Annotated in this window: 25 protein-coding genes, 1 tRNA gene and 2 riboswitches; of the genes, 20 read left to right on the forward strand and 6 right to left on the reverse strand. The window is 39.5% G+C overall.

Annotated elements, in window-relative coordinates; genetic code table 11:
* The first annotated feature begins 59 nt into the window (after positions 1–59).
* Together H6G74_RS21610 and H6G74_RS21615 are read left to right on the forward strand one after the other, a co-directional pair.
* Positions 60–133, forward strand: a tRNA-Val gene (locus tag H6G74_RS21610).
* Between the two features lie 98 nt (positions 134–231).
* A complete protein-coding gene (locus H6G74_RS21615; RefSeq protein WP_190969626.1) occupies positions 232–2316 on the forward strand; it encodes a glycoside hydrolase family 10 protein in 2085 nt (694 codons plus the stop codon).
* A 171-nt stretch (positions 2317–2487) separates the two neighbouring features.
* Here the strand turns inward: H6G74_RS21615 and H6G74_RS21620 are convergent, their stop codons facing one another.
* A complete protein-coding gene (locus tag H6G74_RS21620) occupies positions 2488–3165 on the reverse strand; it encodes an ATP-dependent Zn protease (protein WP_190969627.1) in 678 nt (225 codons plus the stop codon).
* A 153-nt stretch (positions 3166–3318) separates the two neighbouring features.
* On the opposite strand from H6G74_RS21620, the gene H6G74_RS21625 reads away from it, so the two are divergent.
* From H6G74_RS21625 to rnc, 4 genes are all read left to right on the forward strand, one after another.
* Complete coding sequence (locus H6G74_RS21625) at positions 3319–3756, forward strand: secondary thiamine-phosphate synthase enzyme YjbQ (protein WP_190969628.1); 438 nt, start codon at positions 3319–3321, stop codon at positions 3754–3756.
* 5 nt (positions 3757–3761) lie between these two features.
* Complete coding sequence (locus tag H6G74_RS21630) at positions 3762–4343, forward strand: Uma2 family endonuclease (protein ID WP_190969629.1); 582 nt, start codon at positions 3762–3764, stop codon at positions 4341–4343.
* 420 nt (positions 4344–4763) lie between these two features.
* A complete protein-coding gene (locus H6G74_RS21635) occupies positions 4764–5219 on the forward strand; it encodes an NYN domain-containing protein (RefSeq protein WP_190969630.1) in 456 nt (151 codons plus the stop codon).
* Positions 5220–5359: 140 nt separating this feature from the next.
* Positions 5360–6043 (forward strand): ribonuclease III, encoded by a 684-nt coding sequence (gene rnc / locus H6G74_RS21640; protein ID WP_190969631.1) that lies wholly within the window; start codon positions 5360–5362, stop codon positions 6041–6043.
* A 15-nt stretch (positions 6044–6058) separates the two neighbouring features.
* On the opposite strand, the gene H6G74_RS21645 is transcribed toward rnc, so the two are convergent.
* Together H6G74_RS21645 and H6G74_RS21650 are read right to left on the reverse strand one after the other, a co-directional pair.
* Entirely contained in the window at positions 6059–6511 is a 453-nt protein-coding gene (locus H6G74_RS21645; RefSeq protein ID WP_190969656.1) for a hypothetical protein, read from the reverse strand.
* 82 nt (positions 6512–6593) lie between these two features.
* The gene (locus tag H6G74_RS21650; RefSeq protein ID WP_190969632.1) at positions 6594–7784 is read right to left on the reverse strand and encodes a sensor histidine kinase; all 1191 of its coding nucleotides are present in this window, start codon (positions 7782–7784) and stop codon (positions 6594–6596) included.
* 327 nt (positions 7785–8111) lie between these two features.
* A riboswitch (cyclic di-AMP (ydaO/yuaA leader) is annotated at positions 8112–8323 on the forward strand.
* A gap of 20 nt (positions 8324–8343) precedes the next feature.
* Between H6G74_RS21650 and H6G74_RS31605 the strand changes: the two genes are divergently transcribed.
* The 11 genes from H6G74_RS31605 to H6G74_RS21700 all read left to right on the forward strand — a co-directional run bounded on the left by H6G74_RS31605 (position 8344) and on the right by H6G74_RS21700 (position 19140).
* Positions 8344–8466, forward strand: coding sequence for a hypothetical protein (locus tag H6G74_RS31605; protein WP_277927172.1), 123 nt, complete (start codon positions 8344–8346; stop codon positions 8464–8466).
* Positions 8420–9271: a nitrate ABC transporter permease gene (gene ntrB, locus H6G74_RS21655; protein WP_190969633.1), complete on the forward strand. Its 852-nt coding sequence runs from the start codon at positions 8420–8422 to the stop codon at positions 9269–9271. The genes H6G74_RS31605 and ntrB overlap by 47 nt, the downstream gene beginning before the upstream one ends.
* A 107-nt stretch (positions 9272–9378) precedes the next feature.
* Complete coding sequence (locus H6G74_RS21660) at positions 9379–10821, forward strand: ABC transporter substrate-binding protein (RefSeq protein WP_190969634.1); 1443 nt, start codon at positions 9379–9381, stop codon at positions 10819–10821.
* 57 nt (positions 10822–10878) lie between these two features.
* Positions 10879–11715 (forward strand): ABC transporter ATP-binding protein, encoded by an 837-nt coding sequence (locus tag H6G74_RS21665; protein WP_190969657.1) that lies wholly within the window; start codon positions 10879–10881, stop codon positions 11713–11715.
* 17 nt (positions 11716–11732) lie between these two features.
* Positions 11733–11872, forward strand: a riboswitch (cyclic di-AMP (ydaO/yuaA leader).
* 201 nt (positions 11873–12073) lie between these two features.
* Positions 12074–12718 carry a universal stress protein gene (locus H6G74_RS21670; RefSeq protein ID WP_190969658.1) on the forward strand — a complete coding sequence of 215 codons (645 nt, stop codon included), beginning with the start codon at positions 12074–12076 and terminating at the stop codon, positions 12716–12718.
* 273 nt (positions 12719–12991) lie between these two features.
* Positions 12992–14329, forward strand: a complete 1338-nt coding sequence (locus H6G74_RS21675) for an ArsB/NhaD family transporter (RefSeq protein ID WP_190969635.1) — start codon at positions 12992–12994, stop codon at positions 14327–14329.
* Positions 14330–14484: 155 nt separating this feature from the next.
* Positions 14485–15093, forward strand: coding sequence for a hypothetical protein (locus H6G74_RS21680; RefSeq protein ID WP_190969636.1), 609 nt, complete (start codon positions 14485–14487; stop codon positions 15091–15093).
* Positions 15094–15135: 42 nt separating this feature from the next.
* Positions 15136–16923, forward strand: coding sequence for an OmpA family protein (locus tag H6G74_RS21685; protein WP_190969637.1), 1788 nt, complete (start codon positions 15136–15138; stop codon positions 16921–16923).
* A 2-nt stretch (positions 16924–16925) separates the two neighbouring features.
* Positions 16926–17423 carry a Rab family GTPase gene (locus H6G74_RS21690; protein ID WP_062295008.1) on the forward strand — a complete coding sequence of 166 codons (498 nt, stop codon included), beginning with the start codon at positions 16926–16928 and terminating at the stop codon, positions 17421–17423.
* A complete protein-coding gene (locus H6G74_RS21695; protein ID WP_190969638.1) occupies positions 17424–17855 on the forward strand; it encodes a hypothetical protein in 432 nt (143 codons plus the stop codon).
* A gap of 163 nt (positions 17856–18018) precedes the next feature.
* Complete coding sequence (locus H6G74_RS21700; RefSeq protein WP_190969639.1) at positions 18019–19140, forward strand: sensor histidine kinase; 1122 nt, start codon at positions 18019–18021, stop codon at positions 19138–19140.
* A 147-nt stretch (positions 19141–19287) separates the two neighbouring features.
* On the opposite strand, the gene H6G74_RS21705 is transcribed toward H6G74_RS21700, so the two are convergent.
* Complete coding sequence (locus H6G74_RS21705) at positions 19288–19491, reverse strand: high light inducible protein (RefSeq protein WP_190969640.1); 204 nt, start codon at positions 19489–19491, stop codon at positions 19288–19290.
* A 41-nt stretch (positions 19492–19532) separates the two neighbouring features.
* On the reverse strand, positions 19533–19736 hold the full coding sequence (locus H6G74_RS21710; RefSeq protein WP_190969641.1) for a high light inducible protein: 204 nt from the start codon (positions 19734–19736) through the stop codon (positions 19533–19535).
* Between the two features lie 518 nt (positions 19737–20254).
* Here H6G74_RS21710 and H6G74_RS21715 point away from each other — a divergent pair.
* Both H6G74_RS21715 and H6G74_RS21720 read left to right on the forward strand, forming a co-directional pair.
* Positions 20255–23374 carry an MFS transporter gene (locus tag H6G74_RS21715; RefSeq protein WP_190969642.1) on the forward strand — a complete coding sequence of 1040 codons (3120 nt, stop codon included), beginning with the start codon at positions 20255–20257 and terminating at the stop codon, positions 23372–23374.
* Positions 23375–23527: 153 nt separating this feature from the next.
* The gene (locus H6G74_RS21720; protein ID WP_190969643.1) at positions 23528–23851 is read left to right on the forward strand and encodes a XisI protein; all 324 of its coding nucleotides are present in this window, start codon (positions 23528–23530) and stop codon (positions 23849–23851) included.
* A 55-nt stretch (positions 23852–23906) separates the two neighbouring features.
* Here H6G74_RS21720 and H6G74_RS21725 read toward each other — a convergent pair whose 3' ends face one another.
* Positions 23907–24407: a fatty acid hydroxylase gene (locus H6G74_RS21725; RefSeq protein WP_190969644.1), complete on the reverse strand. Its 501-nt coding sequence runs from the start codon at positions 24405–24407 to the stop codon at positions 23907–23909.
* A gap of 584 nt (positions 24408–24991) precedes the next feature.
* Between H6G74_RS21725 and H6G74_RS21730 the strand changes: the two genes are divergently transcribed.
* A complete protein-coding gene (locus H6G74_RS21730) occupies positions 24992–25555 on the forward strand; it encodes a leucine zipper domain-containing protein (protein ID WP_190969645.1) in 564 nt (187 codons plus the stop codon).
* Positions 25556–25717 lie beyond the last annotated feature (162 nt).

The following is a 25717-nucleotide window of genomic DNA, read 5'->3' on the forward strand; positions in this document are numbered from 1 at the left end:
TATCCTTATCCTTGACTATCTAGATTAATATGCGCTATTATTGGAAATTGTGTAGTTAAGGACGTATAGCTCAGTTGGTTAGAGCGCTACGTTGACATCGTAGAGGTCACTGGTTCGAATCCAGTTACGTCCATACTTATAGATTGTCAAATATGAAAATTTCCGCGAAGTCCGGGAAAAATTGCGGCCGCGCTGTTAGAATCCAGCCAAGCAAACTAATGGCAATCAACAATGGTCTCTACTACTGCACGCTTCTCAGACACTCAAAACCATTGGGCGCGTCCGTTTATTGAAGCCTTAGCAGCGCGGCGCATTTTAAATGGCTATCCCAACGGTACTTTTCGCCCGGATAACTCAGTGACGCGTGCTGAGTTTGCGGCGATCATAGCAGCAGTTTTTACTGTACCAGAAAAACGCCAATACACTCCCTTTGTTGATGTCCCGGCAAATCACTGGGCAGTAAAAGCTATTGAGAAATGTTACGAAACAGGATTTTTGACTGGCTATCCCGATAAATATTTCCGTCCTAATAATCGCATTGCTAGGGGTGATGTTTTAGTTTCACTAATCAATGGTTTGGGTATTACAGCGAAAATACCACCGGACTTAGTAAACCAATTACCACAAATTTATCAAGATGCAATTAACATTCCTGGTTATGCCAGAAATCAAATCGCTTTAGCTACGAGTGCAGGTTTTGTTGCCAGTTTTCCCAATATTAAATTACTGAATTACGCCACAGCTGCAACTCGTGGTGATGTGGCTGTGATGGTTTATCAAGCTTTGGTGTATCTGGGTAATGCCCAAAAGATATCTTCTGTTTATCTTGTAGTTCCACCAACTGCAACACCAACACCGACACCTACACCAATACCGACACCCACACCTACACCAATACCCACACCCACACCTAGACCCCCTGTATCTAGTACCGTTAAAGTCAGCCATACACGCGAGTTTCGTGGGGCTTGGGTAGCATCGGTGTGGAATAGTGACTGGCCTTCCAAGGCGGGACTTCCAACTGCACAACAAAGGTCAGAATTTTTAGAAATTGTCAACCAGTTGCAAGCACTGAATTTCAACGCTTTGATTTTGCAAGTGCGTCCTGAAGGTGATGCTTTGTATGCGTCAGAATTAGAACCTTGGAGTGCTTGGATTACTGGAACTCAAGGAAAAGCGCCCGAACCATTTTATGATCCTTTAGAGTTTGCGATCGCTGAATGTCACAAACGCAATATCGAAGTTCACGCTTGGTTCAACCCCTACCGCGCCAAAACTAGCATCAAAGGTTCTCCTAATGTCCGCCCCCACATCGCAGTTACCCATCCAGAAGTAGTTTATCAGTGGGGCAATCAACTGTGGATGGACCCTGGCTCAAAAATTGTTCAAGATAGAGCTTACAATGTAATTCTTGATGTTGTACGGCGCTATGACATCGATGGTATTCACTTAGACGATTATTTTTATCCCTATCCCATCCAAGGGCAATCTTTCCCTGATAATAAAACCTACGCCGCATACAGAGCCGCAGGTGGTTTATTAAGTTTAGATGATTGGCGACGCGAAAATGTCAATCAAATGGTGTTGCGGCTTTCACAAGGAATCAAGACAACCAAACCTCATATCAAATTTGGGATTAGTCCATTTGGAATTTATCGCCCCGGACAACCTGCGGGAATTACTGGTTTAGATGCCTACAGTGTATTGTATGCTGACTCACGCAAATGGTTAGAACAAGGTTGGATTGATTATTTAGCACCGCAACTTTATTGGCGGATCGACCAAACCAAACAAAGTTATCCTGCACTACTGCGATGGTGGACAGAAATTAATTCTCAGCAGCGACATATTTACGCCGGAAATAATCTTGGTCAATTAGATGGTAAAGCTTGGAAAGACGATGAGATTGATAAACAAGTCAAAATTTCCCGTAACTTAGCCAGCAACTTATCTCTAGGAAATATTTTCTTTAGTATGAGTGCGATTAATCAAAATCGGCGCGGTATTGCTGACCAATTCAAAGATTCTCTTTATTCTAGACCTGCAATAGTACCTTCTATGCCTTGGCGGAGTGCTGCCCAAGTATCTCCTCCCCAAGCCTTGCAATTTAAAGATGGCAAACTTAACTGGCAACCAGGAGATAATCAGCCTGTAAGGTCTTGGACACTTTACCGCCAAACGGGTGATAGTTGGACTATTCAGCGTATTTTATCTGCTGGTACAACCTTCGCTACTGTTCAACCTGGAACTTATGCTGTTTGTGCCGTTGATAGGTTAGCAAATGAAAGTTTGGGTGTAGTTATTACTGTGAGTTAATGATAGGACTTACGCACAAAGATTGTCAGTTAAGAATAGGTGTAAGGGTTTTGAACACCTACACCTTACAGGGAAGTCAAAATTCAAAAGTCAGAGAATTTTTTACTTTTGACTTTTGACTTGATTCTGCCCCTTCACCCTCTCCCGAACACTTAATTTTTCGTTGTATTTTTATTTTGTATTAGCGATCGCACTTTGGCATTCTTCCACAGAAGCATGTTTTTGCATAGCTTGGACTAAGGCTTCATAACTTGACCAATTTTCTTCTAAGAGAGTTTTTGCTTGCAAAACATGAAACCGTTGTTTTTGCTGAAAGGCTGACTCAGAAAAACCCACAACTTTTAAGACTTCCGCCAACTTCGCTTTATCATCACCACCACCCTCTGCGCGATCAAATACCAAAGCTTCCGCCGCAATACCAGCCATCCACATTGTGCAGTAACGATCTAGCATTTGGGCGCTGATTGAACCTTTTTCTAATTGTGCAGCTAACTCACCATCATTAAAAGCAACACCGCCTTGTCCTGGTTGTCCTTTTCGCCAAGCTTCCCAGGCGCTGAGGGTGTAGCCAGTGACGGGAATACCCAGCACCGAAGCTACCAAAAAATGTCCCGCTTCATGGTGGATAATGCGATCGCGGTGTTCACTCGAAAATCCCGCAATCCAATCTAGCAAGATAGTTCCACCCTTACCTTGCAAGCTAAAACTGTCTAAAGTAGCGATTCCCAAAATGGTGAAAGTGGCGAGTGCTGGTACTGTCGGCGATAAGTTGATTAATGGCCCCAGCAATACCGAAAAAGTCATCAGAAAGACTGATATGGCTACTAAATTGAGGGCTGTTTGGCTCATTGTCAGTTTTTTAACTCAGGCTTAATCTTTCTTAATTATGGGGCGATCGCTCCATTTTTGAGCAGGATTTCTGATAGTCTGCATAGATATAGGAATACGGTTTGATTCCTGAATCTGTTTGTGTAGGCAGGGAGTAGGGAGTAGGAAAGAAAAATGCCCATAATTCATCAATTAATCGAAATCGCCACCGAACCAGGAATTAATATTCACAACATCACTCCACAAATCAAAGATTTAATTGCTCAAACATCAATTAAAAACGGACAAGTTTTAGTCTTTTCACGTCACACAACCACAGCTTTAGCCATCAATGAATATGAAGTCAGATTATTAGAAGATATCAAAGTATTCTTTAATAAATTAGCACCAAAGTCAGACCGTTACTTACACAATGATTTACATTTACGAGATGTTCCCGAAGATGAACCGATGAATGCTCATTCTCATTTACTAGCAATGATGTTAAGCACCAGTGAAGTAATTCCTATTGTGGATGGAAAATTAGCATTAGGAACTTGGCAATCTGTATTATTTTTTGAATTAGATGGGCCGCGTCAACGAACTGTATCTGTGCAGATTTCTGGCGAGTGAAACTTATGACTATCATTCAACCGAAACGTTTTACACTGGATGAATACCACAAACTTACAGAATTAGGCTTTTTTCATAAAGATGAACATATTGAATTAATCAACGGGGAAATTATTCAAATTATATGTAAGGGTACAGCACATGCAACTTGTTTAAGAAATTTATTACGAGAACTACCAAAATTAGTAAGAAATAAGGCAACATTACAATCTAAAGTACCAATTACTTTACTTCCCAATAGTGAGCCTGAACCTGATTTAACTATTGTTAAAAACCGTCCTGATAATTATCTATTGTCTCACCCTATTCCTGATGATGTTTTGTTAGTGATGGAAGTTGCAGACTCTTCATTAAGTTACGACAAAAATGTGAAAATTCCTATTTATGCTCAAGCTGGTATTTCTGATTATTGGATATTTAATTTGTTCGATAATTATTTAGAATGTTACAGCGAACCTTATCAAGACAATCACGTTAAATATGGTTATTTAAATAAGCGAATCGTTTTCCCTAATCAAGTAGTAGCGTTGCCTTGTTTTCCTGATTTGTCTTTAGAGTTAAGCAAGGTGTTTCCGAGTAAGAACTAATTACTTTAAGATTTCTTTATAAAAAAAATTACCAGTATGCACTTGACATTACCACAATTATACGTGTTATATTTTTTTCAGCACAGCAATCAATCATCCAAGAGCTAAGGCTTAGGTTGGTGGTTACATAGGTTGTACTTTGTTATGCCTAGGTAAGCTTGTAGTCTGTGAACTGGGTAGTTACGGGTTAAAGTATTTAGCTAAATAATAGGTTTTGGTTAAATACTTTTGCTCGTAGCTACCCAGGCGTTAGACTATTAGCTTTCCTGTTCATAACAAAGTGCAAAGTTTGTAACTTTTAACTTAAAGGCTTTGTGTAGGTGTTTATTTATAAGATGAACATTCTATGCAGCTATTTGCTAAAGCAAAGGCGATTTTTGAATGCTGTTGAGCAAAACTCACAATTCTTCAGGTAAGAATATGTTTGAAAAAACAAGCTGGCAGCAACCTTTAGTTTCAATCTATTGGGACTATCAAAATGTCTCTAACATAAAAATAGCTAAAGATTCTTTATTATTAGCTAATTCATTAGGTTGTATAAATAACCGAAAAGTTTATAGCAATTGGTGTAACGCTAGTAAAGTTAAAAAAGCTTTAGAAAGTCTAAATTTTGATTGTATTCATGTAGGTAATAAGTTTAAAAATGCTGTGGACTTTAAAGTTGTCATGGATTGTGTTCGTGATAATTCTGATATAGCTATTCTGATTTCTGGAGATAGTTATTGTGAAATATTAATTGATGATTTGCATTCAAAAAGTAAAAAAGTCGTAATTCTAGCTCAGGAAAAAAGTGTTAAAAACAGTTTGATATTTCTCGCTGACAAGTTTTATTATACCAGTGAGTTAGATAATTTATTTAGAAACAGACTGGTCTGATTGAAAGATTTTGTAAAACCCAGTTTATGTAAAACTGGGTTTGATGTGAATTACATCAATTGGTATGGCTTGCATATTGAGATGCAAACTAATCGTAAATTTTTCTAACAGTAAATATTTACAAATAAGTTAAAAATAACATGCACAGACTTCTAACATTTCGGAATGAAAAACTTTTACGTCATGCGCTGACTCACCGTTCTTATGTTCATGAAAATCCAGGAGAAGGGGAACATAATGAACGCTTGGAATTTCTCGGTGATGCTATTCTGAATTTTTTAAGTGGTGAATATCTTTATCGCCACCACCCAGAAAAGGGAGAAGATGAATTAACTCGCCGACGTTCTGCATTAGTAGATGAAAAGCAATTAGCCAAATTTGCTGAAGAAGTTGGTATAGATTTTAGAATTCGGTTAGGAAGAGGAGCGATTTTAGATGGTGGGTTTCAAAATCCTAATTTGCTGAGTAGCACTTTTGAAGCTGTTGTAGGTGCTTATTATTTAGACAGTAATTCTGATATTGAAGCAGTACGAGCTATTATTGAACCATTGTTTGATTCTGTCCCTGAACAAATTGTTGTAGTTCGCTCGAATGTAGACTCAAAAAACCGTTTTCAAGAATGGGTACAACGCAATATAACAATAAACCCGCCTGAATACATTACAAAGCAGGTAGGTGGTTTGTCTCACGCACCAATATTCACCGCAAAAGTATTTGTTGATGGTAAAGAATACGGAGAAGGAAAGGGACGTAACAAAAAAGATGCGGAAAAAGCTGCTGCTGAAAATGCACTGGCTAAGTTGAAACAAGAAGGTATGTTGTAGAGATTGATATAACTTCTAAGAGTGTGGAGAGGTTAGCCTTGGTTGTGGCTGATTACTTCTAGATTGTGCTTTCATCCATTGAAAAGACACAAGGTTTAATAACAAACCGATGAGGAATAAAATCACCATCAAGGTTATCTGATACCACAGAATTGGCTGCACAAATAAATCTGCCACAAGATGAAGCAAATTCATCACGCTATAAAACACAGTCAATGTAAAATGCGACACGCGGTAGCGTTTAGATTCGGTAAAAGAAGTAGCAATTATCGCCAATATTGGTAGTGTGAAAAATCCCAACATTAGCCACAGAATTACAGAAATATCACTCATTTGTGAGGCGTGTTGCGATTCGGCTACAGATAAACCATGAAATAACGGCATTAAACCTAGTTGTGTATGAAACAATAATCCTAAGAGAAATACTGTCCATATAGTAATAATTCTTTCTCTATAATTCAGCATAATGAAACCTTCTCGATTTATAATCGCCCAGTTTTTAATTTAGGGAAAAAATCTGAGGAACTTGTGAAGGATGTAATTAGTTCTATCAGCTATTGATTTCTAAGGGGAAAGTTACAGTAAATGTAGAACCAACGCCTAGCTGAGATTCTAAATTGATTTCGCCTTGGAGTAATTTGACTAACCGAGAAACGATCGCCAGTCCCAATCCTGTACTATCAGGTAGGTAAGTGCGATCGCTTTTATTTATCCGATAATAAGGTTCAAATATCCGCCCTTGGTTTTCTGGCGCTATCCCAATTCCTGTATCAGCAACCGTAAATGACCAATTGTTTTCGTCTAAAATTTGACATACAATCTTGACACTACCCGACTCTGTATAGCGAATGGCGTTACTGACAAGATTGGTAATTACTTGTTGTAATTGAAACTCATCTGTGAATATTTCTACCGGACAGCGATCGCAGTCTACAATAATTTGTAAATCTTTCTCTTCTGTCAACGGTTTCAACATTTCACACACATTAATTACCAATTCTTTGACATTGGTAGGCGCGATTTGCAGTTGTACTTTACCCGCATCATATCGGGATAGTTCTAATACATCATTAATTAAACGCAGCAAGTGTCTGCCATTGCGTAATACTCGCTCGATATGTTCTAAATTTGTATAAGAGTCTTTAATATCAGAATTACGTTTTTGTTGTCGTAAAAATAAATCAGAATAGCCAATAATTGATGTCAGAGGATGTTTCAATTCGTGGGCGAGTTGGGAAAATGTATCTTGATTAGCATTAATTAACCGGGTTAATTCTTCGTTATGCAGAGTTAATGATAAATGTAGATGCTTTAATTCTCGTAAACGCTCTTCAACATAACTCTTAAAACAGCGTGCGATCGCTTCATCTATGACAGCATCAATTAAACGCATATAACGCACAATTTCCACTGGCGTTCCTTGCAATAAATCTGCTTCTAAAGTATCAAATATTACTATTCTTAATAAGCGGTATTCTCTAGCAATTTCTGTTGGGTCAAAACCTTGTTCCGCCCGCAGTAACCCATGCTGCCAACTGGCTTTGAGTATCGACTTAATATCACTCTCTTGAGATGGGGCAAGTACACTAATCATGGCGCGAAACACATCAGGAATGTGATTTCTAATCGCTGTATAAGACAAGTCATCAGCACTTTCAATCTGCCTGTCTTGCCGAACTGCCATCACCCATTTCTCGATGATACTGTTAGTATTTTCAGCCAGTATGAGACTAAAATCCATTACGTTAATTTTTGTAAAGATTTAGTTAGGAAATTTTGAACTAGAACTAGTGTATCGAGAATGGTGATTTTTTGGTGCCGAATTAACGCAATCATTCAACTATAACAAGTAGGAAACTACGTACCTATAGAGATAGATTTTAGCGATTGAGATTGAACTTTTTGGCTTTTTGTTGAGTAATACTAACGAGGTAATAGTAGATATTTGTTACACATCATTGATAGCCCAAAGGATAAATAAATTAAGCAATATCAATCAATAGAATCTATCCCAAGAAGTTGTTTTTACTGGACAGCAATGTTATATTTCGCTATATTGTTTTCAATTCGAGTAAGTCAGCCTAATTCAGCGCGTCAAAGTGCGTAACGCTGAAACGGAGGAACCAAATTTTGGGGCGTATCTTTAGTAGAAGTAAAAAGTAAAAAGTGACTAAGAGTTGAACTCAGCACTCAGCACTCATTACTCAGCACTTTTAAAAAGAGGGGCATCTCTCAGCCCTAGCCCGTCAGCTAACTTCGTAGGCATTGAGAGGAGACTGAAGAGATAGCATTTTTATAATGTGTTGATCTCATCAGTGTCCAAGGCTGGTACTGCTCAGATTTTTGTACCTGTACTGAAACCTGCTGAGGTTAAAGATGATATTGCAATTAAATTTAGCAGCGATCGCCGCGATCGCGGGTAAATCTGTATGGCAGAAAAGCAAGCCCATTATTACTAAAGATGTCGTCTTTTTACCTATTCTGGGTTTTTTAGGCATTATTTTGCTGTGGTGGGCGGTTGCTTTAGTCAACCATGAATTAATGCCCACACCACCAGAGGCGTTAATTGCTAATTTAGACTACATATTAAATCCCTTTTATCAACGTGGTCCGGGTAATTTGGGCATTGGTTGGTTGTTACTAGCCAGTCTGCGCCGCGTGTTAATTGGTTTTTCGTTAGGTGCAGTCGTCGCCATTCCTTTGGGATTTCTCATTGGGATGTCTAAGCCGGCAATGTTAGCCCTCAACCCCATTATTCAGATATTTAAACCAGTATCCCCTTTGGCTTGGTTGCCCATTGCTTTAGCTATCTTTAACTTGGCAGATCCCTCAGCCATTTTTGTAATTTTCATCACTTCCTTGTGGCCGACCATTATTAACACAGCCCTGGGAGTTGCCAGCGTTCCGAAAGATTATATAGATGTGGCACAGGTGTTAGAAATGCCGCGCTGGCGCAGAATCACTAAAATTATTTGGCCTGCCAGTTTACCTTATATCTTCACAGGTTTGCGAATTAGCTTAGGCATTGCTTGGTTAGTGATTGTCGCCGTCGAAATGCTGACAGGCGGTATTGGTATTGGCTTTTTTGTTTGGGATGAATGGAGTCGGTTAAATCTCAGTTCTGTTTTTCTGGCTGTATTTGTCATTGGTTTAACTGGACTAATTCTCGATTTCGCTGTTGGTAAACTCCAAGAATTTGTAACTCATCGCCCGACAATTGCGAAATAACAGAATTTACCAGCCATTCGCATTCCTCACAGGTGGTCAGATCCCCGATTTCTTTAAGAAGTCGGGGATCTCGCAGCCCATCAAAAAAACAATATGGAGCTATAAAAATGGGCGATAATAACTGGACTAGAAGATATTTTCTCTTAGGACTGGGAACCACAACAGCCGGAATTGCCCTATCATCCTGTGGAATTTCAGGAGATAGATCTGCATCAGGACTGACAGAAGAAGCTTTAGCCGTCAAACCCGTAGTCAGGCCTCAAGACCTAGAAAAACCGGATATTACTGTTGGTTACGTTCCTGTTAATGATTGTGCGCCATTTGCGATCGCCTGGAAAAAAGGTTTTTTTCGCAAGTATGGTTTAAACGTCAAACTCAACCGCGAAGCCAGTTGGGCAACTTCCCGCGACGGTTTAATTTTTGGTCGTTTAGATGCTTCCCCCGTCGTCTCTGGGGCTGTCACTAACGCCAGAATTGGGGCGGAAGGCGCACGCCACGCACCCTTGTGTGCAGCTATGACCATTCATCGCCACGGTAACGCCATGACGATGAATAAAGCTATGTGGGATTTTGGCTTGCGTCCGTGGTACGAATATCAACAACAATATGGCGACGGCGCATTAGAGGCCTTTGGAAAAGATTTCCGCGCCTACTTTGACAAGCAATCAGCCGAAAATAAAGTTTGGGCAGTAGTTCTGAGTTCCGCGATTTACGAATACTTCGTGCGTTATATATCTGCGGCGGCTGGTGTTGATCCTCTCAAAGAATTTCGCGTCATCATCGTCCCGCCTCCCCAAATGGTGACAAACGTGCGAATTGGGGCAATGCAAGCTTATATGGTAGCCGAACCTTGGAACACCAGAGCCATTACAGGTAACGAAAACATTGGTTTTACCTTCGCCCAAGGTAAGGAAGTCTGGTTAGGACACCCCGATAGATTATTAGGCGTGATGGAATCCTTCATCGATAAATATCCTAAAACCTATCGTTCTTTGGTAAAAGCGATGATTGAAGCTTGCCAATATTGCAGCAAAGTAGAAAATCGCCAAGAAGTCGCCGAACTACTTACCGACCGTTCCTTTACAGGTGCGAGACCGAAAAATAAAAATGCCTCAATTACCAAATTTACAGCTCCAGGTATTTTAGGAAGTTACAACTATGGTGGGTTTGATGGCAAAGACCGCACTATCCAAGCGGCTGATACTACCATCTTTTACGATATTCCCGACAACTTACCCAAACAGCCAAACGAACACGCAACATTTATGTGGCGTTCGAGAAGTATTTGGTTAATGACTCAAGCTGCCCGGTGGGGACAAATCAAGGATTTTCCTAAAGATGCCGAGGAATTAGCCGAAAAAGGTTGGAGAACAGATTTATATCGAGAAATAGCCTCAGAAATAGGTATTGAATGCCCTAAAGACGATTACAAAGTGGAAGAGGCAGAAGTATTTATTGACAAAAAACGTTTCGACCCTAGTGACCCGGTAGGCTATCTCAAAAGTTTTGAAATTCGGGCTAAATCTCCGGTACGTTTCTTTATGTCTTAGGTATTAATTCTCAACATAGACCAACAAATAGTTCAAATTTTAGCGGAGCCTTTGATGATGAAATATACACCCACTTCAATCGATACTGAACAGCAAGTTCTGTCTCGTAATAACTTCTTAGAAATTGAAAATTTAGTCAAGTCATATCCGACACCCGATAAAGGTAATTTTGTGGTTTTGGATAGTGTCAATCTCAGCATTGGTGAAGATGAATTTATTTCCGTAATTGGTCATTCTGGTTGTGGTAAATCAACTTTGTTAAAAATTGTTGCCGGGTTAGAAACAGCAACTTCAGGGTCAGTGCGACTAGATGGCAAAGAAATCCGCAAGCCAGGCGCAGAAAGGATGATGGTCTTTCAAAACTACTCTTTATTACCTTGGCTAACTGTTAGAGAAAACATTCGTTTAGCCGTAGATGAAGTGTTAAAAAATGCAACTCGCGCTGAAAAAATTAGCATTGTTAACGAACACTTGGCAATGGTAAACTTAACCCCGGCAGCAGATAAGTATCCTGATGAAATCTCTGGAGGTATGAAACAACGGGTAGGTATTGCCAGGGCTTTAGCAATTCGTCCGAAAATGTTGCTGATGGATGAACCTTTTGGGGCATTAGACGCATTAACTAGAGGAAAATTACAACGGCAAGTATTAGATATTTGGGAAAATAATCGCCAAGCCGTGATGATGATTACTCACGATGTTGATGAGGCTATTTATATGAGCGATCGCATCGTCCTAATGACTAATGGCCCAGCCGCTAATATTGGGGAAATTTTAGAAGTACCTTTCGATCATCCACGCGATCGCGCCGCTATGCGTAATTCCCAAGAATATTTTGAATTGCGTAATTATGCCTTGAATTTCCTTGATAAATACTTCACCCAAAATGAGTAAATTAGTTTATTATTTCTTTTAGCGGGTCGCCTAATTCAAATCCATCAACAATCATGATTTGAAACGGAGGAACCATATATATGGGGCTAATCTTTCAGAAAGACACCTTCCAGTCTTAGCCCGTCAGCTAACTCCGTCGGCAATGGAGGGAACTCCCAAAAATTAGGCTGTAATAACAGTTATTATTGGGGTTTCTTGAAATAAAGGATAAAAATGAATCCTGAAGAATCAAGTCTCAAGGATGAAATTACTACTGAAAATTTCATACTTCACACTTCATACTTCATGCTTCATTCACCCTGCTTCTCATTCGTCATTAGTTCCCTTTAGGAGAAGTTAAACTGTGAACATTAAGCCAATGCTAGTGCGCCTCCAAAGCGCCATAGGTAGAGATGATTTAGTTGAGCAAATGGTATTAATACCAGAGCCAAAAAGCAGTGATTTGACAAATTATCCCACAGCTAAACCCATCAATTTAATTGTTGGTTATGACGCTTCACCTCATAGTCACACAGCACTAGACATTGCCTTTTGGATTGCTCATCAAACACGTTTAGCGACTAATCAGCAAGTTATAGTCCAAGCTGTTTATGTAGTAGCACAAAATCAGAGTGAAAAGTCTTTAGATAAAATGAATTGGGCAGATTATTTAACTCCCTGCGAATGTGGAGTCAGTAATATGTACCAATCTGCAACCTCGGTATTAACTCAACCAAAAATTAAAGGCATCACCAAGTCTTTACAAGTACAAACTTTGACTCATCTAGAACAAGCTGATAAAATTCTTTGGCAGGCACGTAGTTTAGCTGAAGAATGGCAAGGTTCTTTTAAATCGCATTTACGCTTCGGTAACGTTGCTACAGAATTGACAAAAGTTGTGAAATTAGAAGCGGCTGATGTTTTATTACTGGGGTGTAAATCTATTAATCATAAAATGATTCAGGCGCTTGGTTTTAATTTTCCTTGTGCGATTTTAGGCGTACCCAATGGTATTGATGAATAACTACTGTCTTAAATAACAAACTAGAATTCAGGAGTCAGTTGTCAGAATTCAATATGAATTCCGATGAATTACAGATGAATAAGTGATGGAACATCGCACTAAATTTTGATGACGAGTCTAAATTACCCAATCATTGACTCTTCGACTACCCTCGGTATTGATTCTGATTTTTAACTTCTGACTTCTAAATTCTTCTTTAATGCAAGTCACCTATACTTTAGGTGGCTTTTTCAGTAATATGCAACTAACTAGCTAGATATCAAGAGGCTTAAAGTGGAACATTGGCAAGCTATCCTGAGCGTTTTCACCTTTTTGGGTGTAATTGTCCTAATTATGACGGAATGGGTGCATCTGACTATTGCTGCTTTATTGGGAGCATTGCTATTAGTTTTCACCAACGTTATGACATTAAAAGAAGCCGTGGGTTATATCGGTAATAGTCATGGAACATTAGGGTTATTTTTTGGTGTAATGGTGCTTGTTAGAGCATTTGAACCAACTAAAATATTTGATTATTTAGCCACTCAAATTGTGATTCTAGCCAAAGGTGATGGCAAACGTTTGTTATTAAGTATTGTGGGGATTGTTACGCCGATTTGTGCAGTCTTACCCAATGCTACAACTGTAATGTTATTAGCGCCACTAATTCCACCAATGGCAGAAGAAATAGGTATAAATTTTGTACCATTGTTGATATTAATGGTGTTTATAGCTAATAGTGCTGGTTTATTAACTTTAGTTGGTGATCCGGCGACGTTTATTGTGGGAGATGCGATTAATATTAGTTTTATCGATTATATGTGGAACTTAAGTTTAGGTGGCGTAATTGCTGTTGTTACAGTTACAGCTACCCTACCATTTTTATTTCGGAAAATTTGGCATACCAAGCTTGATAATCTGGAAGAATTACCACATCCCCAAATTAATCATCCACGAGTATTAACTGTGGGGGCGGTGATTATAGCCTTTGTATTAATATTTTTTGTGATTGGCGAATCGTTACCAGTGCCGATTTCACCTGCTGCTGTGGCTTTATTAGGTGCAGCTTTGGCGTTGTTATTATCTCATCACAGCCGCATTGATACTGTTAACAATATTTTACGTGATGTTGATTGGAGTACATTAATATTTTTTATGAGTATTTTTGTATTAATTGGTGGATTAGAAAAAACAGGTGTAATTAATGGTTTATCAGGGTTTTTGGCAATTATTTTAGGAAGAAATATTATTCTCGGTTCTTTAGTTTTATTATTTCTTGTCGGGATATTATCTAGTGTTGTGCCGAATATTCCTTTAGTAGTAGCAATGGTACCCTTACTCAAGCAATATCTTGTGAGTGTAGGGTTAGCACCGACAGAGGTGTTAGCACAAGACTTTCAAGGGCAATTTCCGGCTGAGGTTTTACCATTGTTTTATGCCATGATGTTTGGTGCAACATTGGGTGGTAACGGTACACTTGTAGGCGCATCTTCTAACATAGTTGCAGCCGGAATTTCTGAGCAACATGGTCGGCGTATATCATTTAAAACCTTTCTACACTACGGTATTCCCGTGATGTTTTTGCAACTAGCCACTTCGGGATTATATGTGTTAGTGCGATTTCTGATCTAGGCATAATCATAACTAATTCAATTTCCTTCTTGAGAGGGGTGATTTTAACAGCACGTATTTAAATATACCTAAGTGTATGGTTTTGTCGTGGCTGTAAATGTTGCATTATAGGTATAAGAGCAAAGTCAAAATCAGCTTCAAAAAGGATCAAACTTATGAACCCGCCTGAAGAATATACCAATTACAATGCACTTGAACCAGGACAAGGGGGGTTAAATCAAGTCAATAACAAACTACAATTTACTACTAATGGAATTGGTGAACCTAACAGCTTAGATAAAGTCCGAGATATTCTTTTTGGCAACCAGATACGTGATGTTGACAAAAGATTTACTCGTTTAGAAGAAAATTTAATTTCAGAAATTGTTAGCTTGCGCGAAGAAACACGTAAACGTTTAGATGCTTTAGAAAGTTATATCAGACAAGAGGTTGATTCGTTAACAGCACAACTGAAGAAAGAGCAATTAGAGCGTGATGCAGGGATGCGATCGCTCTCGGAAGAGCAGAAAAATAGTAACTTATCTTTAGAAAATAAAATCGCTCAAGTTGACGAACAAACTACCAACCGTCAACGAGAATTGCGCGAACATATCTTGAATCAATCGAAAAATTTACAAGATGATCTTCAGCAAAAGTATGAAGAAATTTTAGCGGTGCTGAAACGCGAAATGCAAGACATCCAAAGAGAGAAAACAGACCGCTCTAAGTTGGCTGCTTTGTTTACAGAACTAGCTGTGCGGCTGAATACAGATCAGAAATTCTGAGATGAAATTTAAATTACTGATGTAGATTAAGGGATTTGGGTAATGAATCACTATCCCCCGAATCGAGTACCTCCAGAAGCTAAAAGCATGAATGGAGAATCTGCTAACTTAGATTCTCTCAATCAAGATGAACTCAATTTACTTCGCAGCTTACTCCTTGGGATTGAACCTTCGCAACTAAATAAACTCTACGAAAGATTAAATAATCCGCAAATTCAACCAGAAGATATCAGTCGTTTGCTTCCTGAAGCTGTGGTTTTGCGTTCCAAGCAAGATCAGCAGCTAGTAGAAGCGATAGTTTCGACTGTGGAACAAGCAATTCAAGCCTCTGTCAGCCAAGATGAAAATGTGCTGTCTGAAGCATTTTTTCCGATTATTGGCCCAGCTGCTCGCAAAGCGATCGCTACAGCTTTAGATGAGATGATGCAATCGCTGAATCAAGCCTTAGAAAATAGCTTGTCACCACAAAGTTTTCAATGGAGGTTAGAAGCCAAAAGGACAGGAAAATCCTTTGCAGAAATTGTCCTGTTGCGGACTTTAATTTACCGCGTTGAGCAAATATTTCTGATTCACAGACAAACTGGTTTATTGCTGCATCATGTCAGGTTACAACAAATAGCTGTTCAAGACCCCGATTTAGTAGCAGCGATGTTGACAGCAATTCAAGATTTTGTCAAAGATTCTTTTAGTGTGCTGCAAGAAGATACACTCAGAAGTTTGCGCTTTGGCGAACTCACAATTTGGGTAGAAGCAGGGCCACAAGCAATTATCGCTGGGATAATTCGCGGTAAACCGCCACAAGAATTACGCGCAGTTTTTCAAGCAGCAATTGAAAAACTGCATCTCAAATTAGGAATAGAACTGCATAGCTTTACAGGCGAAACCGAACCATTTCAAGCTAGTGAACCTTATTTAGAAAGCTGTTTAGCAGTACAGTATAAAACTCCGGCTCGGCAAAATTATGCCTATGCTTGGGCTTTCTTAGGTTTAATGGCGATCGCCGCAGGAATTTGGGGCTTTTTCGCTGTGAGAGAAAATATTCGCTGGCAAACTTATCTCCATAAATTGAACTCCCAGCCGGGAATTGTGGTGCTGAACACTCGATATTACAACGGGAAATACTTTATTTCAGGAATGCGTGATCCTGTGGCTGTAGATCCCAACACTCTCATTCAATCAACAAATTTGCACCCAGATCAAGTTATTGCTAAATGGCAATCTTACTTATCATTAGAACCAAAAATCATTACTCAAAGAGCCACAGAATTACTGCAACCGCCACCCACCACAAAACTACAAGTAGATGATTCTAGCATTCTTACAGCTAGTGGCTACGCACCACAAAAATGGATTTTAGAAGCTCAGAAACTCTGGCGTTTTATTCCTGGAGTCACACAATTTCAAACTAAAAATCTGTTAGCCAATGAGTTCAAAGAACTAGAATCGGCTAAAAATAAAATTGAAACCACCACATTTTTATTTGTCGAAGGCAAAGATGAGTTAACTCCTGGAGAAACTCAAAAATTACCCAAGTTACGGACAAATTTTTCCAGCCTCTTCAACCTAGCTCAATCCTTAAATAAGGATGTACAAGTTCAAATTCGCGGTCACACTGATACTACTGGCACAGAAAGTCAAAACTTTATCCTGAGTCAAGCACGCGCAAATCAAATTTTTGCGGCTTTAAATGTGCCGGAAATTAATGCCAATAAATTTAAATCTGTTGCTTTAGGTTCTAAACTACCTTATCAAACAGAATTAAATTTAGATGCCAGAAAGCTCAACCGCCGCGTGTCTTTTCAAGTATTCATCACTGACAAAAGTAACTAAATATGCTACAAAAAAAAATATGTATGGTGGGTGCATTTGCCACTGGCAAAACTAGTTTAGTATCAAGGTTTATTTATAGTATTTTTTCTGATAGGTATTATACGACTGTTGGAGTCAAGATTGATAAAAAAACTCTCAATCTGCAAGGAAATCAGGTTAACTTAATTCTTTGGGATCTCTATGGTGAAGATGAGTTTCAGAAAGTCAGAATGTCTTATCTTAGAGGCTCATCCGGTTATATTTTAGTTGTAGATGGTACAAGGCGAAATACTCTAGATAAAGCTTTTGAGTTACAAACTAAAGTAGAAGAAACTATTGGTAAAGTACCGTTTATTTTAGTCTTTAACAAATGGGATATGACAGAGGAGTGGGAATTTGAACCCCAAGAGTTAGATAGTATTCTTAGCAAAGGCTGGAATGTGATTAAAACAAGTGCTAAAACAGGACAGGGTGTGGAAGAAGTTTTTCAAACACTTGCTCATCAAATCATAAATCGATAAATGGCAGATATCCCCAACGCTGTGATTTTATATATTCTCAATTTTATTATCGAAGAGCGATCGCTTGCTTATCTCTTAGTCAATAAGAATGGAGGTCTAGAAGGCTGGGGTGGAAAACTAGCTGAGTATGGGATTACAAATCTCAGTCCAGGAATACAGGTATGTGAACAAATTTTTTTTCTCGAAGGTTTACTACCTATAGATGACTCTCCGTTATTTCTACCCTTAATTAAAATCGCAGCGAGTATCTGTGCGGATGTTCATATTTTTCCCTCAGAGGAAGGTGATTGGGTATTACTATTAAATAGTATGTTAGATGAAAAGCATCTCTCAGCTATGCAGCAAGAAGCAAATTACTCCAGCCTAGCACAAGAAAAGTCTGATAGATTAATAAATAAGGATTTAGGAAGTAGCAGTCAAAATTTAGAATAATTAATCAATTCAAATTATCCTAAAGAAAGATTTTAATAGTCTAAAAATCAAGAACTATATTATCTATAAGACTTATGTTTGATAATTCTACTTTCTTTTTCCTGTTCCCTGCTTACAAGATTATGTTCAGTTATCAAATTGGATTGCTAGATATGTTCATGATATGACTACAACTATATTATCTGACTTATTCTTAGGTTTAAATATTTTAGTCTTAGAAAGAATTGAGGTTGGCTTATTTAGAGTCACTGCTCAACCACCTAGCTGGTTACAGCGTTTTTGTAGCCAGACCTTAAGATTTGGGATGAATATGTTAATTCCGCAAGAGGAATTTGCATTTTTAGAAAATTTTTTGTTTGATGCCGAAGATTTCTGGAGTGAAAATAGAACTGGTAAGCTCAGTTCTGGTCTTTGGAGTCAAAAAAACTTAAATGGTTACGAAGAGCAACTAGAAGCTTATGCTCTGTGTGTCAATGATAGTAAAGTCTTATTAATTGAATTAGCAGAAGATAAATTTAAATATAAACAGCACTTGATTCAAGCGGGTAGAGAACAACAATTAAATTATCAACAATTATTAAAAGATAATCAAAGAAAAGAAGTCTTAGTTAATTGTATTATTCATGATATTGCAGGGCAACTCAACGCGATTAATTGCTGTTTAGCATTACTAGAGTTTGAAAACTTAACAGATAAAGGCAAAGAAAACTTAGAAATTGCTCGTAAGCAATCTATTAAGCAAGAAATGTTAATTAGAAATATTTTAGATGCTTTTTCTTATGAGGTGCGATCGCTAGAAAATTTTATCATAGATATTGACACTGCACCTGATATTCTTAGGGCTGTAGAAGAAACTATCGAACTGTTTAAAGCCACCTTTGCACTGACTAACCAACAGTTACAGCTTGCGGCTAATGTTGACAGAACAGCCGATTGGAAAGTTGTGGGTGAACAATCGCGCTTAGATAGAATTATTACAAATCTGGTGGAAAATGCTTATCGCCACAGTTCTGAAGACTCGACAGTCACTATTAATTTGCAAGCAGAAGCAGAATATATTCTCTTCACTATTGATGACGAAGGTGAAGGTGTACCAGCAGAAATGAGTAATAATTTATTTCAAAAGTTTTCCCAAGGTCAAAATCGTGCAGGGAGAGGTGGGATTGGTCTTTATTTTTGTCGAATGACTATTGAACGTTGGGGTGGAAATATTGGTTATTTACCCCGTCCCGAAGGCGGTTCCCGTTTTTGGTTCCGCCTTCCTAGACCATTCAGGAATGAGTAATGAGTAATTGGGTGTAGGGGTATGAGGGTGGGAGGGGTGGGAGGTATGGGAGGATGGTGAAGAAATCTTTCCCCCCTCTCTCCCCACACTCCCCACACTCCCCACACCCTCTACCCATAGGTGAGAAATTCGGGCTACACCCATATATTAGTAGCCAATCAAGTGCAGGACATCACGAACTACGCTATAACCGGCTAAGTCCCAGAGTAAATAAGCTAAAAAACCAATTGCGGCTAAACGGCCATTCCATAATTCGGCTTGGGGAGTCCAACCAAACAAAAATTCATTGCGATCGCGGCCATTATAAGCATTAGCAACTGTTGGTAAATCTGTAGAGGAACGATTTTCCATGATTATTCTCCAAAATTAATTTAGTGTTGGCAAATTTTTCTTTAGTAACCAATTAGATGTAAGACATCGCGCAGAACGCTATAGCCAGCTAAATCCCACAGTAAATAAGCCACAAAACCAATTGCTGCTAGGCGACCATTCCAGAGTTCGGCTTGGGGAGTCCAGCCAAAAATAAACGCATTGCGGTCTATGCCGTTATACTCTGTAGCAACTGTTGGTAAATTATTCGAGGAGCGAGTTTCCATTTGTTGATTCCCAATTCATTTGTTACTTAACTTCACGTTAGCTATTAATTACTAGGCTGCTTTCCGTCTGGAGGTACAAACTCTAGCCACTTCTCCTGGACGATACAAAAAGCCGGAAAATGCTAACATCTCCATCTTGGGATGGTGATAAAAATCATATTTGTAAATAAATGTAAATTACTATTAACTAAATCTTGGATAATTTAGGATTAAATCAGAGGATTTTGATGATATTAATCAATAGAAATTAAAAGCCAAAATATTTGTAAGCACAGGCATTTTACTGTCAAATTTTCAGCAATCTCCCCAAAATTAAATCTTCTGATTCATCAAACTTCTACCCGACGCTAGATATATTATTCAAACTTGAGATGGATGCTGGAATCGCCTAAATTGCCCGATTCTGAGATTTACAAGAGTTAGGTATAGCGATTGTTCACAGATATTAATTGCATAGTTGCTGCTCAGAGGATTCTAATATCTCTCCAAAGTTAAACATTAAACAATAAGGAAATACAATGATTCAAAGTACAGGCATTATGTTGGGACTCTACAAACCATTGTTATGGGTAGCACAAGTTTCTGTAGATCCCTCCAACGTCACACCAGCGCAGGCATCGGTGCTAACATCTGGGCCGCGCTTTTTTGTCGCCTTAATCTCTGGTGTGATTTTAGCTTTTGCTTTTCAATTAGTGCTAACCAATCTCTCAGTTGCTGCTGGTATTTCCTACTTAGGACATTCCTCAGATGCCGATTCTAGTCATGGAGAAACAGGCAGCTTTGGTGGTACAATTCGCAAAATTGGCACGGCTGTGGGGATTTGGACATTAGTTACTGTTACCATCGCCTTATTAATTGCCAGTTTCCTAGCCGTAAAATTAAGCTTAGTGATTTTTGACCCTAGATTAGGGGCGATTCTGGGGTTAGTGATTTGGGGTGCATATTTCTTATTACTAATGTGGGTTAGTTCCACTACTGTGGGTTCTTTAATTGGTTCAGTGGTGAATACTGCTACCTCTGGTTTTCAGGCGATTATGGGAACTGCTACCGCCGCCTTGGGTGCGAAAGCCGTGAATCAGCAAGTGGTAGCCACCGCCGAAGCCGCAGCAGCTGCTGTACGTCGAGAATTAGGTAGTGCAATCGACCCGATGAGTATTCGAGAAAATGTCGAAGATTACCTAGAAAAACTGCGTCCGCCAGAGTTGGATATCTCGCAAATCCGGGGCGAATTTGAAAAATTACTCAATGATCCACAATTAAAAGCGATCGCTGGTAGCCCCGATTTACGCCACATCGACCGCCAAAAATTTATCGATTTAGTCAGCAGCCGCACCGACCTTTCTAAACGCGACGTTAACCGGATTGCAGATACACTATACAATGTTTGGCAACAGGTCGTAGGACAACAGCCACCAGTCCAAGACCGTTTAGGGGAATTAGTTGACTATCTCAAATCCTTACCACCAGGTCAAACCAGAACCGACGAACTCAACGCCAAACTAGAACAGTTAATTGCGGAAAGCCGTTCCGCGAAACAAGCTGACCAAAAAGCCACACCAGGCCCGCTTCAGCAGACACTCCAGCAAGGTTTAACGGCTTTGACTGGTATTGTTTTGGGACGCACTGACTTATCAGATATTGACGTGGAAAAGATTTTGCAGTCCCTGACCACCGCCAAAGATAAAGCCACCGAACAAGCTGATAAACTAGGGCTACCCGTACCTTCCCAACCTTACAGCCCAATTCGTGCTGACATCGAAAATTATCTACATAACACCTTTGCTTGGCAACTCAGCCAAGAAAGAATCGCCCAAGAATTCCGCGATGTTATTTATGACCCAGCCGCCGACCCTGGGATAATTAGAAGAGAATTAGACCGCTTGTCTCGTAATGATTTTGTTAAAATTCTGCAAGATAGAGGCTTACTCACCCAAGTTGAAATTCAACGCATCGCCGACCAGCTAGAAGCTGTACGTCAGTCAGTATTAGTCACAGTTACAGCCGAAGAAGAACGAGAAATTGCCCAAGATTTGCAACGGCGAGTCGAAAGTTATCTGTTGGTAACACCAAAATCAGATTTAACGGCGGAAGGTATTGAACGGGATTTCCAGTCTTTGTTGTCAGACTCAGATGCAGATTATGAAACACTGTCACGCCGTTTTGCAGTGATTGACAGGGCAGAAATGCGGAAAATTCTGCTGGAACGCAACGATGTGCAAGTCTATGAAGTTGAACCAATTTTAGATGAATTGGAAAGACAACGCGATCGCGTTTTAATTACCGCCCAAGGTATAGCAGAACAAGCAAAATATCAAGCAGAAACCCTGTGGTTGAATGTAGAATCATATCTGCGTAACACAGGTAAAGCCGAATTAAACCCTGATGCGATTCGCGCCGACTTGAAGCGATTATTAGAAGACCCCCAAGCCGGGATGATTGCCATTCGCACCCGATTGTCTCGCTTTGACCGCGATACTTTAGTGCAGTTATTGAGTCAGCGCCAAGATTTGAGCGAAGACCAAGTTAATAACATTATTAATACTGTGGAAGATTCTTGGCACAGTATTCGCCACGCACCGCAAGCCGTCGCTGACAAAGCCAAAGAACAATATGATTCTGTCATGACGACAATTACAGATTATCTGCGGAACACTGGCAAAGCAGAACTCAACCCCGAAGGGATTCAACGAGATTTAGATCGCTTGTTTGCCAATCCCAGAGAAGGTGCGATCGCCCTGCGGCGGCGGTTATCCCAAGTAGACCGAGATACCTTAGTTAAATTGCTGAGTCAACGGCGAGACTTGAGTGAAGAACAAGTCAATCAAGTAATTGACTCGATGCAAACATCCATCCGCAATATTGTGCGTGCGCCCCGCCGTTTGGCTACCCGTACTCAGCAAAGAATGGATACATTCAAAGCTTACCTAGAAGAATATTTGCGGCAAACTGGCAAAGAAGAACTCAACCCCGAAGGTATTAAACGTGACTTGCAATTATTGTTGCATGATCCACGGGTCGGGGTAGAAAGTTTGAGCGATCGCTTGGCGCATTTTGACCGTTCTACCATCATCGCCTTACTAAAAATTCGGGAAGATATGAGCGATGAAGAAGCCGCCAGAATTGCCGACAATATAGTTTCCGTCCGGGATCAATTTGTCGAACAAATACGCGGTATTCAACGCCGGATACAAGATGTTGTGGATGGGATTTTTGCCCGTATCCGCTACTATCTCAATTCCTTAGATCGCCCAGAACTTAACTATGATGGCATTAAGCATGATGTGCGCCAGTTATTTGACGATCCCCAGGCGGGATTTGATGCCTTGCGCGATCGCCTATCTTCCTTCAACCGTGATACCCTAGTCGCCATCATGAGTTCCCGCGAAGATATCTCTGAGGAAGATGCTAACCGCATTATTGACCAAGTAGAACGCGCCCGGAACACAGTCTTACAACGTGCAGAACGCATCCAACAAGAAGCACAACGCCGTTTAGAAGAAGTCAAACGTCAAGCCCAAAAGCAAGCCGAAGAAACCCGCAAAGCCGCAGCTACAGCCGCTTGGTGGTTATTTGCCACAGCCGTTGTTTCCGCAATTTTCGCCGCCTTTGGTGGTGCGATCGCTGTTGTGTTTGTCTAGCTTAAAAACTGTCTCCGCTAAAATTTTAGCCTCCCAATGTGGGAGGCTAAAATTTTATGGTGGAAATGTGCTTTAATTTATGCCACAAAGAGATATTAGTGAATTACCTATGAAATTACTGGTTATAGATTCAAATAAAGTTGAGGTAAAACAATGGATACCACCACGCATTATGCAGGAATTATAAAACGAGTAATTCAGAAATATGCCCAATTTACTCCATCTCATGGGCAAATTCGGCTGGATACTGTTTTTGATGAACAGCAAAATCGGTATGCCTTAATGCAAGTAGGCTGGGAACGAGGCAGAAGAGTTAGAGGCAATATAATTTATGTAACTCTCCATGATCAAAAAGTTTGGGTAGAATACGACGGTATTGAAACTGGCATTGTCGCAGATTTAATCGCAGAAGGAATACCAGAAGAACACATAATTTTAGCTTTTCTGCCTGAACGACAATTAGCTAAGAATATTTAAACCGATTTATGCTTTACCAACTCTCCATTTTTAGGCGAATTGGTAAAGCCATTAACTAAATCCGCGAATAACGCAGACGAACTCTCAAAAGACGCAACCATCGCAGCCAAACTTGTGCAGGTTGCTCAAAGAAAGTGAAAATATCGCCAAAGCCCAGGTTAGTTTTATTATGATGCAGCCAGTGTCTTTCGGGAGTGGTAATGAATAAAAATTGACACACAACATTGATTATCTTTGGAGTTTGCCAACCCAAAACACTAACGTGTCTCCACCATACATGAAACTGACCTAATAGCAATCCTAAAATCACTCCAATGGGAGAGAAAGACCAAAGAATAAATGCCATAATTATATAAGGCAAAGCTCCTAAAATTCCATCTAAAAGTACCTGAAAATTTAAAGTTAATATGGCATAGTGGCGAAAGTCCTTCTTCCAAGAATGATGTGTTCTTAAGTGGAGGCTACCAAAAACATGCTCAGGTATGTGATATACGAACGTAGATAAAAAATCACCAAAAAACAATAATAGCCAAGCAACAACGATAGCCTCAATCATTTCTACTCCTCACGTTCAATTAAACAAATCCACACAAAAAAATCCCAAAAAGACAATTGATGCAGCGCCGCATCTTGTCAATTTTTCGGGTGACATTTCCGTACTATTTAAAAGTTTTATTGATGTGCGATTGTGACTTTAATTAACCATATTAATTACTCCTATTTTTCTTTTATGCGAATTAAATTAATCAAATACATCTAAAATTTGATAGATTTAGTGTATTTTACTGCTGTTACCCCATAATCTTCTTATGAAGACAGACAGTATAAGCAAAGAATGAGTTAAAATTAGTACAAATTTAGGTTAAGAATTTCTGCACAATTATTCAGCAGAGATTAACTACAAATTATCTAGACTTGAGAGGAAATTTAGCCATGAAAATATTTTAGAACTTACGCAGTGCAGCGAAAAATAAAGGATTTGGACAAGGGTGTAAAGGCAAAATCAGTATCCTCTTACTTTTGAATTTTGAATTTTCCGTAGGGATGGGGCGTGTATGCAAAACCCTGAAACCCAACCTTCACAGATAACCTTTGTGCCTTGAAAGCGTTACCCTAGATGGTAAAGCTCAAATTTAGACTATGACACCTGACGAAATTGCGGTAACGCTAACAGACTTCTTTGGTACAGAAAGTATAGCTGCGATCGCACCTGGATCTTGGCAAGTAGACTCACCTAGTTTTCGGCTGTTAGTGCTGCTGTCAGAAGACCAAGCTTGGCTGCGAGTGTTATTGCCAATTGTACCCCTACAAGAAGCGGAAACATTTTTAACCCAATTTTTAGAAGCCAACTTTGATGAAACTCAAGAAACCCGTTACGCAGTTTATGACGGCGTAGTTTGGGGAGTCTATCACCATAATATGAGTACATTAGTGAGTGCGGATTTTGCCAATGCTATTTCTAGAATGCTTTCTCTACATAAAGCTGGTTTAAATGATGTCTTCAATCGATTTATTGAAAACCGCCTCCGCAAAATTATCCAAGCCGCAAAACAGCAAGGACAATCTCTACAAGCCACAATGCAAAACTTAGACAGATTTTATGCAGAAGGCTTAATGGGTGAAATTAACCAATCTGCTAACGATAGAGAACAAGTATTAGCCACTTGGCAATATCAACTAGAACGCCTGTGGAATGAAATATAGCAAAGTGCTACTAATCCCCAGCCTCTAACTCCCAATATCCTAGTACAGCAAGGCGTAAATAAACAGACCACACTTCGACTACTTCGGCTGCGCTCAGTACAAGTACGCTCAGTGACCATAAGAAATTGCTAAAAGGCTTGTGGTATCACCATTCTTTTTTTG

Origin of the sequence: Nostoc spongiaeforme FACHB-130 (genome assembly GCF_014698475.1) — a bacterium.
GTDB classification, from domain to species: Bacteria; Cyanobacteriota; Cyanobacteriia; order Cyanobacteriales; family Nostocaceae; genus Nostoc_B; species Nostoc_B spongiaeforme.

What these genes read in the sequence shown, in the direction of transcription:
- H6G74_RS21665 (WP_190969657.1), top strand. Translation starts at nt 10,879, where the DNA reads ATGAAATATACACCCACTTCAATCGATACTGAACAGCAAGTTCTGTCT.
- H6G74_RS21685 (WP_190969637.1), top strand. Translation starts at nt 15,136, where the DNA reads ATGAATCACTATCCCCCGAATCGAGTACCTCCAGAAGCTAAAAGCATG.
- H6G74_RS21615 (WP_190969626.1), top strand. Translation starts at nt 232, where the DNA reads ATGGTCTCTACTACTGCACGCTTCTCAGACACTCAAAACCATTGGGCG.
- H6G74_RS21635 (WP_190969630.1), top strand. Translation starts at nt 4,764, where the DNA reads ATGTTTGAAAAAACAAGCTGGCAGCAACCTTTAGTTTCAATCTATTGG.
- H6G74_RS21670 (WP_190969658.1), top strand. Translation starts at nt 12,074, where the DNA reads ATGCTAGTGCGCCTCCAAAGCGCCATAGGTAGAGATGATTTAGTTGAG.
- H6G74_RS21620 (WP_190969627.1), bottom strand. Translation starts at nt 3,165, where the DNA reads ATGAGCCAAACAGCCCTCAATTTAGTAGCCATATCAGTCTTTCTGATG.
- H6G74_RS21730 (WP_190969645.1), top strand. Translation starts at nt 24,992, where the DNA reads ATGACACCTGACGAAATTGCGGTAACGCTAACAGACTTCTTTGGTACA.
- H6G74_RS21680 (WP_190969636.1), top strand. Translation starts at nt 14,485, where the DNA reads ATGAACCCGCCTGAAGAATATACCAATTACAATGCACTTGAACCAGGA.
- H6G74_RS21715 (WP_190969642.1), top strand. Translation starts at nt 20,255, where the DNA reads ATGATTCAAAGTACAGGCATTATGTTGGGACTCTACAAACCATTGTTA.
- rnc (WP_190969631.1), top strand. Translation starts at nt 5,360, where the DNA reads ATGCACAGACTTCTAACATTTCGGAATGAAAAACTTTTACGTCATGCG.
- ntrB (WP_190969633.1), top strand. Translation starts at nt 8,420, where the DNA reads ATGATATTGCAATTAAATTTAGCAGCGATCGCCGCGATCGCGGGTAAA.
- H6G74_RS21700 (WP_190969639.1), top strand. Translation starts at nt 18,019, where the DNA reads ATGACTACAACTATATTATCTGACTTATTCTTAGGTTTAAATATTTTA.
- H6G74_RS21630 (WP_190969629.1), top strand. Translation starts at nt 3,762, where the DNA reads ATGACTATCATTCAACCGAAACGTTTTACACTGGATGAATACCACAAA.
- H6G74_RS21695 (WP_190969638.1), top strand. Translation starts at nt 17,424, where the DNA reads ATGGCAGATATCCCCAACGCTGTGATTTTATATATTCTCAATTTTATT.
- H6G74_RS21650 (WP_190969632.1), bottom strand. Translation starts at nt 7,784, where the DNA reads ATGGATTTTAGTCTCATACTGGCTGAAAATACTAACAGTATCATCGAG.
- H6G74_RS21705 (WP_190969640.1), bottom strand. Translation starts at nt 19,491, where the DNA reads ATGGAAAATCGTTCCTCTACAGATTTACCAACAGTTGCTAATGCTTAT.
- H6G74_RS21690 (WP_062295008.1), top strand. Translation starts at nt 16,926, where the DNA reads ATGCTACAAAAAAAAATATGTATGGTGGGTGCATTTGCCACTGGCAAA.
- H6G74_RS21725 (WP_190969644.1), bottom strand. Translation starts at nt 24,407, where the DNA reads ATGATTGAGGCTATCGTTGTTGCTTGGCTATTATTGTTTTTTGGTGAT.
- H6G74_RS21710 (WP_190969641.1), bottom strand. Translation starts at nt 19,736, where the DNA reads ATGGAAACTCGCTCCTCGAATAATTTACCAACAGTTGCTACAGAGTAT.
- H6G74_RS21625 (WP_190969628.1), top strand. Translation starts at nt 3,319, where the DNA reads ATGCCCATAATTCATCAATTAATCGAAATCGCCACCGAACCAGGAATT.
- H6G74_RS21660 (WP_190969634.1), top strand. Translation starts at nt 9,379, where the DNA reads ATGGGCGATAATAACTGGACTAGAAGATATTTTCTCTTAGGACTGGGA.
- H6G74_RS21720 (WP_190969643.1), top strand. Translation starts at nt 23,528, where the DNA reads ATGGATACCACCACGCATTATGCAGGAATTATAAAACGAGTAATTCAG.